Raw genomic sequence first — 16,353 nt, 5'->3', positions numbered from 1 at the left:
GCAGTTTGTTTCGTAATAGATGATGTTAACTAATAAAAAAATTAAAAGACGACCGCTGCAGGTAGCATGACGGCCGTCTTTTAATCGTGCAATGACTCTACTCATCCGACTGATTGTTTCATGCAAATCATTCAGATTTGATGTTGAAGTTATCACTTGCTTGATCCAGCAAACGAGACAGGATGGTCGCAGCTTCGCCACGGGTCGTGCTCGCTTTCGGATCGATCGTTCCACTTGGTCTACCTTTGACTAATCCCTGATCAACCGTCAGTGCTAGATCATTACGTGCCCAGTTGCCGACTTTGGCGCGGTCACTGTAAGGAGACAGCACTTTGTCTGTATCAGTATCATAAGATTTCTGTGAATCGATATAACGAAGCGTATTGCTAACGATATGCGTCATTTCTTCACGCGAGATCGTTTGGTTCGGTTTATAGGAACCGTCGGTGTAGCCATTAGTGACACCTGCTGCTGTTGCAGCTTGAACGGCATCTTTGTACCAAGCAGCATCACGTACATCGGAATATCCGGCAGCTTCGCCACTAGCGTTCAATTGCAGCAGATTGCTAACCATCTGGGCAAACTGAGCACGTGTCAGCGTTGCATTCGGTGCATAGCGGTTACTACCGACACCTTCCAATATGCCCAGACGATGCAGACGGGCGATATCGGCTTGCGCCCAATGTCCAGCAGTATCGTTAAAGTCAGCAATATCGCTATCAGTGAGATTGATACCGGAAGGAAGTTCTTCTACAGCTTCCGTGCCACCTGTGCTGGCGGCTTCGACATCATTACTTGCTGGTGTCGTCGTTTCTGCCGGCGGTGTTGTTTCAGTATTATTTTCCTCTGCTGGCGTGGCTGCTCCTGTTCCAGCTGCCGCACCTGTTGTGTCGGTGCCATACGGCCAGCCCAGTTGACCTGGTGTACGGTTAGCAGGTGTCGAATCATCATCACTGCCACCTGTATTACCGCCACCGCCGCCAGCACTATAGTTGATTGTCGCAACGGTCGTCGTATTGCCGCCACGATTCAGAGTGATGACCAGCTGACCCGAAGATTCAGGGAATTGTACGCTGATATCAACGAAGCCATCTGCACTAACGGTAACATTGCCCAGCTGAACCGTTCCTTGTCCGTATACGGAACTTTGGACAGTAACGGTATCACCAGTCAATACTCCATTCACGCGAACGGTACCTTGGCTTCCCTGTACATTAACCAATGCTGCCTGTGGATTATCTGGATTGCCCGGATTGCCCGGTACGACAACACCACTGTAAGACAAAGTATCCAATTCCGTTTCCACGCCATTCGTTACACTGCGTACGGATAAGGTTCCACTCGAAGATGGGAAGGCAAAAGTCAGTACAGCTGTACCCTGAGTGTTGGCTGCATTTTCTGCCAGCTGGGTATTGGTATCGCTATACACGCGTGCGATTTGCTGTGCTGCCAAACCAGTTACCGTTACTGTACCCTGACCATTGCTACTATTAGTCAGCTCCACTTGCGGTTCTGGCGTGCCTGGTACAACGACACCGCTGTATGGCAGATTCTCAATCTCAGTTTCCGTTCCATTGCTTACTGCACGGACGGACAATGCGCCATCCGAAGATGGGAAGGTAAAGGTCAGCGTCACATTACCATTGGCATCGGCCACACCTTCTGCTAGCTGTACATTGGAATCACTGTACACGCGTACCGTTTGTCCGGCAGTCACACCAGTGACAGTAACGGTTCCCTGATCATTCGTTACATTTGTCAGATCTGCCTGTGGTGTAGGTGTTGCTGGAATATCCACGCCACTATATGGCAGATTGTCAATATCGGTTTCGGTGCCACCGCGGGTATACGTTACACGCAAGTTACCATCAGATGTTGTAAACGTAAAGGTGACTGCCACCGTTCCGCTATTACCTGCTGTTGCAGTACCAAGAAGTGTATTATTCGGACCATAGACATTGATCACGTCACCCGGCTGTGCATCGGTTACCGTCACAACACCATCTGCTCCATTAATATCGGTCAGATCAGCGGTTGGTGTCGGTATAGGTGTAGTCGGAATGTCTACGCCACTATACGGCAGCGTTGTAATCTCTGTTTCCGTTCCATTGCTTACGGTACGGACAGACAATGTGCCATCCGCAGTAGGGAAGGAGAACGGCAATACTGCTGAACCGTTGCTATCTGCAACGACTTCCGCCAGCTGCACATTGTTATCTCCATATACACGTACCGTTTGTCCAACAGTTACACCAGTTACTGTCACAACACCCTGATCCCCATTGATGCTGCTGAGTACAGCTTCCGGTGATGGAGTCGCTGGAATATCGACACCACTGTATGGCAATGTGGTGATCTCTGTTTCATTTCCACCTCGGGTATACGTCACTGTCAGCGTGCCATCGCTTGTCGTAAAGGTGAAGTCGATCACTGCTTCGCCATTACTACTTACTGTTGCTGTGCCCAGTACTTGATTGTTCGGACCATACACTGTGACAATGTCGCCTGCTTGCGCATCCGTAATCGTCACGGTTCCAGTAGCTCCGTCGATGTCGCTGATTACAGCGGAAGGAGTAGTTACTGGTGGAGTGATGCCGCTATATGGCAAGAGCGCAATCTCCGTTTCGATTCCATTAACAACCGTACGAACGGACAATTCACCATTAGTTCCTGGCAGCGTAACCGATAGAACGGCTGAGCCATTACCATCTGCAACTCCTTCTGCCAGTTGAACATTGTTATCGCTGTAGACGCGTACGGTCTGTCCGGCAGTTACGCCAGTTACCGTTACCACGCCTTGATTCCCGTTAATACCACTCAGTGCTGCTTCTGGTGATGGGGTCGCCGGAATATCAATTCCACTGTATGGTAGCGTCGCAATCGTAGTATCTGTTCCGTTACTGGTCGCTACGACCGTCAATGTTCCGTCTGTTGTCGGGAACGTAAAGGCAATGATCGCTTCGCCGTTCGCTCCTGCTGTTGCTGTACCGAGTGCGACATTGTTATCGTCATACACGGTGACAATTTGTCCTGCTGCCAGATTGCTGGCAGTTACTGTACCTTGATCGCCGCTAATATTTGTCAATGCAGCGATCGGTTGAGGTGTAGCTGGAATATCGACGCCACTGTATGGCAAATTATCAATATCCGTTTCCGTTCCGCCACGTGTATAAGTGACTCGCAGCGTTCCATCTGCTGTTGTAAATGTAAAATCAATCACTGCTTCACCAGTTCCGTTAGCAGTTGCTGTACCCAGTACCTGATTGTTCGGACCGTATACTTTGACAATATCGCCTGCTTGAAGATCGGTTACGGTTACCGTTCCCTCTGCACCATTAATATCACTGATGACTGCTGCTGGTGGAGTGGCTGGCGGATTGATACCGCTGTATGGCAAGAGGGCAATTTCATTCTCTGTACCGTTACTTACGATCCGTACGGACAGTTCGCCACTACTTCCCGGCAACGTCACAGGCAATACCGCTGAACCGTTACCATCTGCAATACCTTCTGCCAATTGTACGTTGCTGTCACTGTAGACACGTACGGTCTGTCCAGCAGTTACGCCAGTCACGGTTACCACGCCTTGATTCCCAGTAATACCGCTTAATGCTGCTTCTGGCGATGGCGTCGCCGGAATATCGATGCCACTGTATGGCAGCGTCGCAATCGTAATATCTGTTCCGTTACTAGTCGCTACGACTGTCAATGTTCCGTCGGCTGTCGAGAACGTAAAGGCAATGATAACCTCGCCATTCGCACCCACCGTACCAGTACCCAGTACGACATTATTATCACCATACACAGTCACAACCTGACCTTCTGTCAGATCTTTAGCTGTTACTGTACCTTGATCGCCATCAATATTCGTCAATGCCGCCGTCGGTTGTGGAGTCGCTGGAATATCGACGCCGCTGTATGGAAGCGTCGTAATCGGTGTCTCACTACCGCCACGAGTATACGTCACAGTTAATGTGCCGTCCGTCGTTGTAAATGTAAAGCTGATAATCGCTTCCCCGTTACCATTGGCGGTTGCTGTACCTAATACCTCATTGTTGGGACCATACACTTTGACGATATCGCCCGGTTGTGCATCGGTTACGGTTACTGTGCCCGTCGCTCCATCAATATCGCTGATGGTCGCTGTTGGATTGGCGCTTGGCAGATCGACGCCGCTATATGGCAAAATACCAATTTCGGTTTCGTTACCATTGCTAACCGTGCGCACAGATAATGTGCCATCAGTCGTCGGGAATACAAATGGCAGTACAGCTGAGCCATTGCCGTCAGCTGTTCCTTCTGCCAGCTGTACATTGTTATCTCCATATACACGTACAACTTGTCCTGCAACTACGCCTGTCACGGTCACCACGCCTTGATTCCCGTTAATGTTACTCAAAGCCGCCTGTGGTGAAGGCGTCGCCGGGATCTGGATGCCGCTGTATGGCAAGGTAGTGATCGTTGTTTCTGTACCGTTACCAGTAGTAGTTACTGTTAACGAACCAGTTTCCGTTGGGAAAACAAAGGTAATAATCGCCTGACCATTGCCATCTGCAACGCCGGTTCCAAGCACCTCATTGTTCGGACCATATACGGTAACCGTATTGCCCGGTTGTACATCGGTGATCGTAACCGTACCTTGATCACCATTAATATTACTCAGCGCTGCTGCTGGTTGCGGAGTTGCTGGAATATCCACGCCGCTGTAATCGAGCGTAGTGACTGGAACTTCACCATTGCCGCCGTTACGTGTCGATGTAACGACCAGTTGACCGTCAGCAGTTGGGAATGTAAAGGTTATCAGCGCGTCGCCGCTACCATTGGCTACAGCTGTACCCAACACATTGCCGTTCGGTCCGTACACTTTTAGAACATCGCCTGGTTGCGCCCCGGTAATCGTAACTGTACCTTGATCACCGTCGATATCGGTCAATTCAGCCTTCGTATTGTCCGGTGTCGGTTCTACGTCTACATTTTGATAATCAAATGTGCTGATCGTTGTTTCCACACCATTAACGAGTACACGGATGAACAATTTGCCCTGTGCTTTTAGGAATTTAAATGTAATGACTGCTTTGCCGCCGCTATCTGAAGTAGCGGTGCCGAGCAATGCATCGTCCTGATCGTATACTCTGGCATCCACACCCGCCTGCATACCTGTCACAGTAATCGTACCTTGATCACCTTGAATACGATCAACGACAGCTTGCGGTGAATCTACCGGTGCCTGTGGTTCTGCTGGATAAGTGACCTGTACCGGTGTGCTTTCCAGCTGATCGCGAATCAGAATTACCGAAGCTGTTCCGCCCGCAGGCAGCAGTTGCAGCTGGAAGTTGACCGTACCATTCCCATCAGCAACGGCAGTACCAAGAACGGTGCCGTCAGTTGCCAGAATGCGAATCGTATCCCCTGGTCGCAGACCAGTAACCGTCGCGCTATCGTTATTGCCCGTATTGTTGATCAAGTTGATGCTGTTGATGTTCAATACCGGACCTGGTTCCGCATCATAGTTCACAGCAGTTGCTGCACTTTCAATCGTATTGTGCGTACGCGTAACCGACAAAGTTCCGCCTTGCGGTTTCAATGTCACAGCGATCGACACAGAACCATTGGACGCCACTGTACCGGTATCCAATACAACACCATTTTCATAAATCGTAATCAGATCGCCTGCTATCAACGATGTAAAGCTAACGGTATCCTGTGTACCTGAACTATTATTAATCGTAATCAAATTAGCAGGAATTGGTGGTACCACTTCTGCCGCATAGTTAACCGCCACTGTATCACTCTCAATACCGAGATATCGTTGCGATACATAAATTGTACCACCCGTCGGAATCAGAGTAGCCGAAATGGATACCTGACGTGAAGCTGGAACAGTCGCTGTACCGAGAACAGTATTGTCATTTCCATAAATGATAACTTCCATACCTTCGTTCACATCGGATACCGTTACCGTATCTGTATCGCCGTAGTTATTTTGCGGGTTTACATTTTGTGCTGAAATAGATGGAATGAGTAACGCATTATAATTAACAAGGGTAGGGATACTTTCAATCCCATTGCGAACAAGCGTTACACTGATCGCACCGCCATTGGCAGAAAGGGCAGCATCTACCTGCACTACACCCTGTGCATCGGCTGTACCTGTACTGAGCAATGTGCCATCCGCATACACATGAACAATGTCGCCTTCTTGCAATTGATTGACAGTAATACTGGCTGCTACACCGATCGCAGTCGTCACGGTAATGCGTTCCGCCGGAATCGCATTTACCACTTCTGCTGTATACGTAACAAGCGTAGGGACACTCTCTACACCATTACGCGTTAACGTTACAGTCACATTGCCACCAACTGGAATCAACGTTACTGGAATGCTAGCACTGGTAGCACTTGCTGCTACTGTTCCAGTACCCAGCAATGTTGCGTTGCCATATACATGGATAATATCTCCACTCGTCAAACCACTAACAGCAACCGTATCGTTATTGCCGGAGTTGTTCGTTACATTAATGCTGGCTGCGGTCAATGGAGGCACGACTTCTGCTCCATACGGAATAGGCACAACCGTGCTTTCCACACCCTGATTCGTAATGCTGACACTCACACTTCCGCCAAGCGGATTTAATTTTACAGCAACGGTGGCAGTTCCATTGCTGGCAACCGTACCGGTACCGAGAACTGTACCACCTGCATAGATGGTGATCAGATCGCCTGCCGTCTGATTGGTAACTACGACTGTGTCGCTATCACCTGCATTGTTGGTAATTGTTACATTGCTACTGGATACTGGAGGCACAACAACCGAACCGTACGTTACCGAGGTTGCTACGCTCTCAATGCCATTGCGAGTCAAACTTACATTCAGACTGCCACCCTGTGCATTGGCTCTGACCGGAATCGAAACGGAACCTGTGGCGGTTGCCGTCGCTGTTCCTAGCACTTCACCTGTTCCGTACACTTGGATCAGATCGCCCGACGTCAACCCATTGACGGTCACTACGATCTGACCATTCACGATATTGCCCAGCGAAATCTGGTTGCTGGCTAATGGTGTGACCACTTCTGCCAAATAAGCAATCGCTGTTGCAGGGCTTTCTACGCCGTTATGTTTCACACTAACATTGATTGTGCCACCAAGCGGCACCAACGTCACAGGTACACTAACGGAACCTTGCGCATTGACAGTACCTGTACCTAGTACACCGTTGCCATCATACACAGTCACCAGATCACCTTCGATCTGACCTGTCACGGCTACAGTATCCGCATTACCGGAATTGTTCGTGATCTGGATATTGCCAGAAACGATAGCTGGAACGGTAATCGAAGGATACGTTACCGTAGTCGTTGCGCTTTGCAACAGACCTTCTTTGACACTGATATTCAGACTACCGCCCGTAGCATTCAGGACGATCGGCAAGACTAGAGTTGCCGATGTTGCTGTACCTGTAGCCAGAACAGTACTGCCCGCAGATACGGTTACGATCGAACCGACTTGCAGACTACCGATCGTCACAGTAGACGTACCACCATACGAATTATTGATAGAAACATTAGCTGCTGCTACAGGAGGAACGGTTTCCGCTCCATACGTAACGGATGTGGAAGCACTCTCCACACCACTGCGTGTACGGGTAACATTGATCGTGCCGCCTGTGGCGGTCAGCGGTGCAGTAACCTTGGCGATTCCGCTACTATTGGCTGTTGCTGTACCAATCGATGTACCAGATACATATACAGTCACCAGATCACCTGCACTGATATCAGAAACGGTAATCGTATCGCTGGTGCCGTAGTTATTTTGAACGTTAATGCTAGTGGAAGGAACTGCACTCAAGATTGCAGCGCTATACGTAACATTTGTACGTGCGCTTTCTGCTGTACCACGTTTGGCGCTAACACTAATCGTGCCGCCAGTCGGTGTGAGCGCAGCAGAAACAACAGCTGTACCTGCGGCATCAACAGTTGCCGTGCCAAGTACCTGACTGCTGGCATTGTATGCGGTAATAACATCTGTAGGATTCTGACCGGTCACGGTGATTGTAGATGTGCCGGAGATTTGATTGGAGACGCTAACTTGTGAACTGGTTGGCGCTGGTGTAGCAGACAGAACAGTGAATGTATTCTGCTGGGTCGATTCGCCAATCGTTACGTTCAGAGCGCTTTTGGTATATGCTGTAATTGTATAGGTGCCTGCCGCAGGAAGGGTTTTATTTTTCAGCGTCAATGTGTCGCTGGCAAGCAGGTTAAGTATAAGGGTGCCACTTAAAGTGAGGGTTCTACCATTGTTCGTAATCATACTAGCCGGAATGGCTGTACCGTTAAATTCATCACCGGCTGCAACTGTTATGCCTGTAGGAAGTTCAAATACGACACTCCCGATTAAACTTAACTGAATACCTGGTTCATAGGCAATATTTAAGGTCGTCGTCTGACCTGTGACATTCTGGCCATTCTGCGACGTAATCCTAAGTGCACCTGCTGCACTCGCATGTCCAGGGAAGTTTACCATCACCAGACTGAAGATTAAAACTGCGATGAATAACGAATACCCCTTTTTTCTCATCTCTTTCGCCCCTTTGAAGAATGGTAGTAGTGGGTGATTGTGACTGGGTCGACGGGTTGACTGATTGGAAACATCTGGGAAATATACCTTACTATTGTCTCTTAAATTCTTAATTTAATTAATAGCCATATTTTCCTATTTTAGGATTATTGTCATATAATACCTCCTTAATTCCATATTTCGCCATTTAAGCAAAAAAAGATCACCTTATTTATATAAAATAAGGTGATCTTTTGCTAATTTTCTAAATACCAACGAAAATAGACGCAAAAAAGCAACAAAAAACAACTTATTAGCCCATTTACGCTCTTTTACGCCTATTTTCAAGACCATGCTTGATTTGTAACAAACTGATTTCTCTGTGAATAAAGTAATATTATATGATTCTTATTAACCAATACTTTTGTTAAATACAGCGGCAATCGCCTGCGCACGGTCACTGACACCCATTTTGTTGAAAATATTGGTCAAATGGTTCTTGACTGTATGTTCACTGATGAATAGAGTCGCAGCAATCTCTTTGTTACTAGATGCTTTGACAACCAGCTCCAGTACTTCTTTTTCACGCGGCGATAAACCAAACTGCTTGACGATCGCTTCCAGACCGCGTCCTTCTGCACCTTCTGCCGATGATCGAGCAGTCGGTTGAGCAGCGGCTGGCTTTTCCTCAACTAGATTGATCTCGGTTTCCAGCGTATGACGACTCAATACAAAGAGGCGGAATTGGCTAACCAGTCCCTGATCAATCCCACTGACTGGCAGATCGTTAACGACGCGCATATCATGATCGCCCGCCGCCGCAATCGCAAATGCCAGCGACATAATCTGTCCCCCCTTGGAATACGTACTGCCAGAAGGAACGGATTGGTCATCTTGAATGCGCTTGTAATCTTCGATCATCTCTGCTTCCTGCTGGAACAGATGTGGGAAGCTGCGCAGCATGTTCGGATCGGAATACGACATTACACAAGCCCGACCGATGACATCTGCTTCTTCCTTCGTCACACCGCCCCAGACAGCGAATTCCTGCACAATTTTACGCGAATCGGCAGTCAACTGATACAGTGCCATATTCCATTCGCGAATCGATTCATGCAGAATCTGTGCGAATCGGTTGCTGTTGGACATATACTGCTGACGGTCGTAAACCGATTTCATAACGACGCTACCCATCATTGCCAGCGCAGACAGAATCTCGCGACACTCTTCGCCTTCCTGTTCATCGCTAACCGCTACCGCCAGTACAGCGCGAACACGATTACCATAAACGATCGGATATTCCAGCATCAGCGAGAATGGCGTATTGTTGTTAATGTAATAGTTGGCAGATGGATTATCGCCTGCTTCCAGATAACGGCGAGCAATATCCTTGGCATATGTCTCGCCATTGGGACTTTGCATGCCGCGCGCCACCATCTGAATCTTGCCATCATCGGATGTACGATGTACAACGATGGATGCCGACGGATTCCATACCAGATTCAGACTCATATCGACCAGCATAAACATGACGCGCTGCGCATCCTGCACCGATACGATCAGACGGGACAGTTCGATGAGCGGCTTGAAGCGCTGCAACTGCTTTTCCATCTTTTCATACGTCAAATGGTTAGCGATGTACCAGCCCATCAGTGAGATCATGGTCTCCTCAAACTGGAAATGCAGACCCGGCACCGAACGCTCCTTGAAGCTCACTCCAAACAGCAATCCATACACTTCGTCATCATACCGAATCGGGAACCCTTGCACTTCATGGACTTGCGGCACCCCTTTTTGCAGGAAAAAGTTACTGCGCGGATCACGATCCACATTGTTCCAGCGCGTTGGCTGTGCACTGAGTACTGCCTGTCCGAGGAAACCTTCGCCTTCATGGAATACAGCTCCATTCAGTTCGGCAGACGAAGGACCAATACTGTTCACAATCGTATACTTGCCTGGACCTGTACGAAGGGCAAAGCCGAATACATCCGCCAGATCACTCGTCGATAATACCGCACGCGTGATCTCCTCAATCGGATGTGACGCATTCTGATCAGCAGACAGCGTATCATTCAGCGCTACCAATCGATCGGTTAGCCTCTTCTCCTTATAGCTAGACTTGAGGATCAACGACAAAGCGTGGGCAAGCTTCGTAATCTTCTCACGCTTAAATAGCTCCTGCTCCGGCGTCGTTTCCGGCACACTGCGAATCCAGTCCTGAATCGCCTCAAAAAATCCTGCTGGTATATCACTGGTTGGCTGCACAAAATTCGGATGTGATATGATGCCCTGACGTGTACCCGCTTGAATCAGAATCCCTGCCCATACGAATAGACCGGACAACGGCTGGTCAAATGCAATCGGCGAGATCAACCACCGTACTCCCGGTATCCACTGATCTGACAAAATCGTATGCTTCACCCCGCGCAGATTCTCAATCTCCTGTCGGAACATCTCGTTCAGTTCACCCGCATATTGTTCAAACACCGAACTACTCCGCAAATGCGATGGCGCCGTAATAATGCGACCTTCATGATCCGTTATAAAAATAAGCAATTCAGTCAATTGAGCGTAAGTATCCTGAAGCTCTTGGCATATATCCCGAATGTCATTGATCATGTATGTTTCAATCATAGGCGCTCAAATCCACTTCTGTCTGAATATAAGGAGCCTTGTAACGGTAAATGGCACGTACACCATCCCCATTTTTCTCCAGGATGGCCATCTCCGCCAGACGATTCAATGCTCGCTCGGTAACCTGTTGACTACGTCCCAGCCTTTTGGACAGGCCGCTACTCGTTTCAATCGCATATGGGTTGTTCTCAAAAAACAGCGTGCATTCCATCTGCAAAGTAATTACATCACTTTCTGCTACCATACGGTTCCTATCCCTCCTTAGATCAGCTGTACAAATGGCTCTTTGTCTGCGTTCGCAATAATGTGCGGCGCGGATACGCGACCACTCGGGGACTTGGTAACCTGTAGATACTGATAATTCCCATCGACCCAGGTACGGATGACACCATTACAGGTCCGTTCCAGGAAGGATGCCGTTTCCTGTCCAATCTCCGCAAAATTGCAATGTACTACAATCGTAATACCAAGTGCACGCCACATCGACATCTCCTCAGCAAAGTAGCGTAGCAGGAAATCGCGTCCGCGTTCCGAGATGATCGTGTTCAGGTCATAATACACAAACCAACGACGATCACAATGATCCTCACATTCAAAAATCGGTGCAAGGCGATCATTCAACACCTGCGCATAATCTTCATTGTCCACTTTGTCTACGCGAATCATTGCCTTTTCCAAATTGGCGTCGACAGCCCTTCGGTAATGCTCGATAAAGAATGCCTTATTATGCTCTGCCGCCTCTCGAAGAGAAACGCCAAACAGTTCAATCGTATCGGCAAATGTATCCAGCGACGTATTGCCAGACATCATCGTCACGGTACAGTCACCATCTTTGATACGCTGTGCATAAATCGACGATAAGAGATAGCGATAATTGGCTTTGCTGTTCGTATCGATCATATATACACTACTACGCGGAATGCCGCCACCCAACATCTCATCTAATGTCTTAATACCCGTAGACAGTACATCGCTCTCGTTGATCAGAATCTTGTCTTCTGCCATCGACAGTGACGGTACGATATACACACCCTGATTTAGAAACTTATACGTATGCTCGCCTTCCATAATACGAGTACCACGCATCTTCAGCACTTCGATTGTACGCTTGCGGTACTTCTCCATTAGCGGCTTCAGCGATAGACGGATAATACCATCACAAATGTAATTCTCAAACGGTACATTGGATTCACCGATCTCCGAATATTCACGGATAAAGAGCGAAGTCAGCGAGTGTTTACGCATAATATTACGAATTGTATACACATTGTTTCGCACCTGATCACCGCTACTCACGAGACGGAATAGACTGATACTATCGATTACCACGCGTTTGCAACCGATCTCACTGACTACACTTTCAAAAATACCGCCCGGCTGTAACATTTGATCCAGCAAAATATCTGGCTCCATACAAATAACGCGCAGCTTATTCTCTCTTTCAAGCTGACGCAAATCCCATCCAAACCCCTTTACATCTTCGTAAATTTGTTCGGGCAATTCTTCAAACGTAATATAGATACCAGGCTCGTTAAACGAAACCGCACCTTCCACTAGAAATTGTATGCCTACCGTCGTCTTGCCGGTTCCTGGTTCGCCTTCCAAAATCACGACAGATCCCGGCGGTATACCTCCGTACAGAATATCATCCAGTCCTGGTATACCCGTATGAATAGCACTAGTGTTGTTCATATATTGCTCCCTCCATCTGTAGCATAGTTTAGTCACGCAAGGGTTAGCTTTTCCTACGAAGATGACTGTACAGCAATTATAACAACGTAAGGCACCTTGAAGAAAGGAATTTCCCATTTTTATAACGAGTCAAAAGCATTTAATCATTTATACCCTTTTTTTCCAGTTTATCATGGTCATTTTTCATAATTTGAATAAATTTGTACAGAAAATACAGCGAGTACAGCTGATTATTTCAAATTTTATTGAATAATGATGAATATTTATGCAAAAAGACTGGAAATCAGTTGATCTCCAGCCTCATGTTGTGTACATCGTTTGTGGGCAATATAGTATTGGCGTACGATAATAACGATTTTGTGCGCGCCAAATGGACATTACCATGTGTTGCTTCATCAGATAGTCCTGACATTCAGGATCTCATTCGTATTCACATTTGGCGAGTCATCGAACGTCAGCCTTCTAGCGCTTCTTTTAATTCCTCTGGCGAACGGTTCCACCAGTCTTCATTATGCGTAGACAAGAGCTTTTTCAAAGCTGCTTTGTCTTCGCTACCTAGTTCACTCAGCATAATACGGCGTTTAATCGCATAGTCCAATTTGTTGACGTGATCGGCGAGAATTTTCCAGCCTCTTTTTTCTTCTTCATTAATCCACATTTCACATGCGGTTGCTCCAGCATAACTGCCGCCTTCCGGCTGCTTGTCTACCGCTACCCAAACGACCCATACTTGACGTCCATCTACTACGTCTTCGCGATTGGCGCTGAATTTGATCCCACGCTCTACTTTACTTTTCGCATGCATCGCGCCAATATCAATACTGGCTTCGCCGCGGTCAATAATAATAGGAGAAACATTGTTGAGATTGATAGAACCAGCACCAAAACCTTTGTGTTTCGTACTCTTGGCGCTACTGCTAATAATATTTAAAGACATTGATTTTTTGGCAGGTTGTTGTTCAGGTTGTTGATTTTGATCCATGATAAAAATAACTCCTTTTCTGTTCAAGTATGAACCGATATCTTCATATGATTGATTTTACCATGATTGTAGCGGTTTGGGGTCAAAAAGCCAATTCTACGCCGCTTATGTCATATAAAGTATCAAAAAATTAAAACAAATATCGGCAAAAGTCTAAAGTTTACAAAAAAATGACCGAAAAAAAGGAAAGTAATCACGAATCATCCAGTTTGCGCGTAAACAATCATCACTTTACGCTTAAAAATGAATTTTTTTTAATAAATGTAATCCCTTTATTGGCGCGGTTTTCACCATGCCATGTCATAAAGATGACAATAATTTTCATAGAAAAACAGTTATCAAACGTTGCCAAAGTAAAAAAGCTCTGTTAGAATAAACCCAGCGAGTTTTTAGTAACAACTTTGTAAACTTTAGAAGGTTATCTTGTAACTTTTACCAGAAAAGCTGAATTTTGTCGAAAAAGTTGGATATCGTCATACGTCATACGGTGCATTAATCAAGCGTAAAGCCAAATTCCGTGGCACCGGGAAACGGGGGAACCGTTTTGGGTGAATTGATCTTGCAAGAGAGGGATCATAGGGGAAGCCTTCTACCGAATCCTTAAGCTAACCTCGTAGGCATTGGAAGGGGACAAATGATTTTGAACATGAAAAAGAAACTAACCGCCGCACTTATGGGATTCGCAATTGCATTTACTGTTATGGGGAATAGCAGTGCACATGCTGATTCCAAAATGGACCAGATCATTGATCCAGCAATGGGAACACCGTACCGCATCGGGGGAACTTCATTTAACGGTTTCGATTGCTCCGGATTCACTCAATATGTATTCGGTAAAATGAACATCGATCTGCCGCGTCAATCCACATCGCAATTCCAAGTAGGCGACGCAGTAAGCAGAGACAATCTGCAAGCTGGAGACCTCGTCTTCTTCAACACGACTGGAGCAGGAGTTTCACATGTTGGAGTCATGGTAAGCAGCACGCAATTTGCACATGCTTCTACATCCAGAGGCGTACGCATCGACAACCTGAGCATGGACTACTATGCAGAACGTTATGTCGGCGCAAAACGCGTAATGAGCAACTACAGCTTTGACACGTTTGCAACCGACAATTAATATACGACTTTTATCTGTTTGATCATTTTTATTTATTAACCGTAAGAGATTCCCGCCAGAATCTTTTGCGGTTTTTTTATTTTGTTCTATACTATATAAACGAAGAAAATATTGGATTAGTTACACTTTTTCATTAAAAAGTTAAATAAGATTTTGGAACAACATCTATAATTATGTCTACTACTTATTAAACATCTCATAATTATGGTAAACACATTTTCCATTATTTATTTGAATTATTTTTTAATTTATACCCGTGTTTTGCGTTGTTAAATCATATGGTAAAGGAGCAATCTTTTATGCCCGTTTCCCTAACCCCACCCTTTGCAGTTACGCCAATGACGGAAGCTCATGCGGCTGATATTTGTACATGGGTATATGAGGCGCCGTACGATATTTATGGCTGGATGCCGTGGGAGCAAATGAAGCAACTGGAGGTCGAGTTTGGCGATCCACAGCTGCGTCACCAGCAATATGCTTCTGTAATGGACGCCGATGGTGTGTTATGTGGCTTTGCTCAATTTTTCCCGCTAGAAGGTACGATCAGATTAGGGGTTGGCATGCGACCTGATCTGTGTGGTAACGGGTATGGTGAACATTTTGTCCGCGTTATTACTCAGGAAGCAATCACACGTCAACCTGAAGCAGAGATTGATTTGGAAGTCCTCACCTGGAATCAGCGCGCTATTCGCACATACCAAAAGGCTGATTTTCATATTACCGATACGTATGACCGCCGCACACCAGATGGCATGAAGCCATTTTACTGTATGGTGTATGAGCAAGGTGAAGATACAGCGTAATCTGTAACCTCTATCAAGAAACTCTGTATATCGAATATCGGTAACGACATTATGATTCTCGCTCTCTACTTAATGCCAAAAGACCAGATCGCTTAGAGAAGCATGCAGCTATCTCCCACAATCTGGTCTTTTTGATTTACCCATTTATATTCATATCACGGTCTTCATCAGATGAGCGGAACAAAGGTCATTTCCGTTTCTCCAATCAAAATATCGATCCGGTGTGTATCTGCTGCATAAATGACCACTCCGCTACCAACCTGAATGGAAGGTTCGGAACCCAGCGCATAAAAAAGATCCTCTGCCAGCGCTTCCTGTACTTCCCGACGCTCATCCGGTTGCAGTCCTGCCCATTCTTCCGGCGGCATCTGAAAAAACAGATAACAATCGGGAATCAAGTCCAGTGCTGTCGTCAAATCTGTCAGTATATCCTCATACTCGCGTCCATGCTTCACGCCCATAACGAACCTCCAGTCCATCTGTCAATATTGTTACAATTGCCAACTTCTTTCCATTATAACTCAAAAAACTCTTCATAAAGCATCATATTCTGTCGATAACAAAAGTA

Annotated in this window: 8 protein-coding genes and 1 riboswitch; of the genes, 2 read left to right on the top strand and 6 right to left on the bottom strand. The window is 46.7% G+C overall.

Annotated elements, in window-relative coordinates; translation table 11 throughout:
* Window positions 1-127: 127 nt before the first annotated feature.
* The 5 genes from ACE3MZ_RS00440 to ACE3MZ_RS00420 all read right to left on the bottom strand — a co-directional run bounded on the left by ACE3MZ_RS00440 (window position 128) and on the right by ACE3MZ_RS00420 (window position 13,862).
* Window positions 128-8,575 carry an S-layer homology domain-containing protein gene (locus ACE3MZ_RS00440; protein ID WP_411344615.1) on the bottom strand — a complete coding sequence of 2,816 codons (8,448 nt, stop codon included), beginning with the start codon at window positions 8,573-8,575 and terminating at the stop codon, window positions 128-130.
* Window positions 8,576-8,965: 390 nt separating this feature from the next.
* A complete protein-coding gene (locus ACE3MZ_RS00435; RefSeq protein WP_411344614.1) occupies window positions 8,966-11,188 on the bottom strand; it encodes a LuxR C-terminal-related transcriptional regulator in 2,223 nt (740 codons plus the stop codon).
* On the bottom strand, window positions 11,181-11,432 hold the full coding sequence (locus ACE3MZ_RS00430) for a hypothetical protein (protein WP_411344613.1): 252 nt from the start codon (window positions 11,430-11,432) through the stop codon (window positions 11,181-11,183). The genes ACE3MZ_RS00435 and ACE3MZ_RS00430 overlap by 8 nt, the downstream gene beginning before the upstream one ends.
* Before the next feature lie 17 nt (window positions 11,433-11,449).
* Complete coding sequence (locus ACE3MZ_RS00425) at window positions 11,450-12,880, bottom strand: ATPase domain-containing protein (protein ID WP_411344612.1); 1,431 nt, start codon at window positions 12,878-12,880, stop codon at window positions 11,450-11,452.
* A 454-nt stretch (window positions 12,881-13,334) separates the two neighbouring features.
* Window positions 13,335-13,862, bottom strand: a complete 528-nt coding sequence (locus ACE3MZ_RS00420) for a YwhD family protein (protein ID WP_411344611.1) — start codon at window positions 13,860-13,862, stop codon at window positions 13,335-13,337.
* A 496-nt stretch (window positions 13,863-14,358) separates the two neighbouring features.
* A riboswitch (cyclic di-AMP (ydaO/yuaA leader) is annotated at window positions 14,359-14,497 on the top strand.
* An 11-nt stretch (window positions 14,498-14,508) separates the two neighbouring features.
* Between ACE3MZ_RS00420 and ACE3MZ_RS00415 the strand changes: the two genes are divergently transcribed.
* A complete protein-coding gene (locus tag ACE3MZ_RS00415) occupies window positions 14,509-14,982 on the top strand; it encodes a C40 family peptidase (RefSeq protein ID WP_411346652.1) in 474 nt (157 codons plus the stop codon).
* Window positions 14,983-15,281: 299 nt separating this feature from the next.
* Complete coding sequence (locus tag ACE3MZ_RS00410) at window positions 15,282-15,785, top strand: GNAT family N-acetyltransferase (protein WP_411344610.1); 504 nt, start codon at window positions 15,282-15,284, stop codon at window positions 15,783-15,785.
* 167 nt (window positions 15,786-15,952) lie between these two features.
* Here the strand turns inward: ACE3MZ_RS00410 and ACE3MZ_RS00405 are convergent, their stop codons facing one another.
* Window positions 15,953-16,246: a hypothetical protein gene (locus ACE3MZ_RS00405; RefSeq protein WP_411344609.1), complete on the bottom strand. Its 294-nt coding sequence runs from the start codon at window positions 16,244-16,246 to the stop codon at window positions 15,953-15,955.
* Between the last annotated feature and the right edge of the window lie 107 nt (window positions 16,247-16,353).

Origin of the sequence: Paenibacillus sp. WLX1005 (genome assembly GCF_046603685.1) — a bacterium.
Lineage (GTDB): Bacteria > Bacillota > Bacilli > Paenibacillales > Paenibacillaceae > Saccharibacillus.
Note: the sequence above shows the minus strand (reverse complement) of the source record. Positions and strands in the feature narration are given on the sequence as shown.

Coding starts and splice junctions, on each gene's coding strand:
- ACE3MZ_RS00430 (WP_411344613.1), bottom strand. CDS start 11,432: ATGGTAGCAGAAAGTGATGTAATTACTTTGCAGATGGAATGCACGCTG.
- ACE3MZ_RS00415 (WP_411346652.1), top strand. CDS start 14,509: ATGAAAAAGAAACTAACCGCCGCACTTATGGGATTCGCAATTGCATTT.
- ACE3MZ_RS00435 (WP_411344614.1), bottom strand. CDS start 11,188: ATGATTGAAACATACATGATCAATGACATTCGGGATATATGCCAAGAG.
- ACE3MZ_RS00440 (WP_411344615.1), bottom strand. CDS start 8,575: ATGAGAAAAAAGGGGTATTCGTTATTCATCGCAGTTTTAATCTTCAGT.
- ACE3MZ_RS00420 (WP_411344611.1), bottom strand. CDS start 13,862: ATGGATCAAAATCAACAACCTGAACAACAACCTGCCAAAAAATCAATG.
- ACE3MZ_RS00405 (WP_411344609.1), bottom strand. CDS start 16,246: ATGGGCGTGAAGCATGGACGCGAGTATGAGGATATACTGACAGATTTG.
- ACE3MZ_RS00410 (WP_411344610.1), top strand. CDS start 15,282: ATGCCCGTTTCCCTAACCCCACCCTTTGCAGTTACGCCAATGACGGAA.
- ACE3MZ_RS00425 (WP_411344612.1), bottom strand. CDS start 12,880: ATGAACAACACTAGTGCTATTCATACGGGTATACCAGGACTGGATGAT.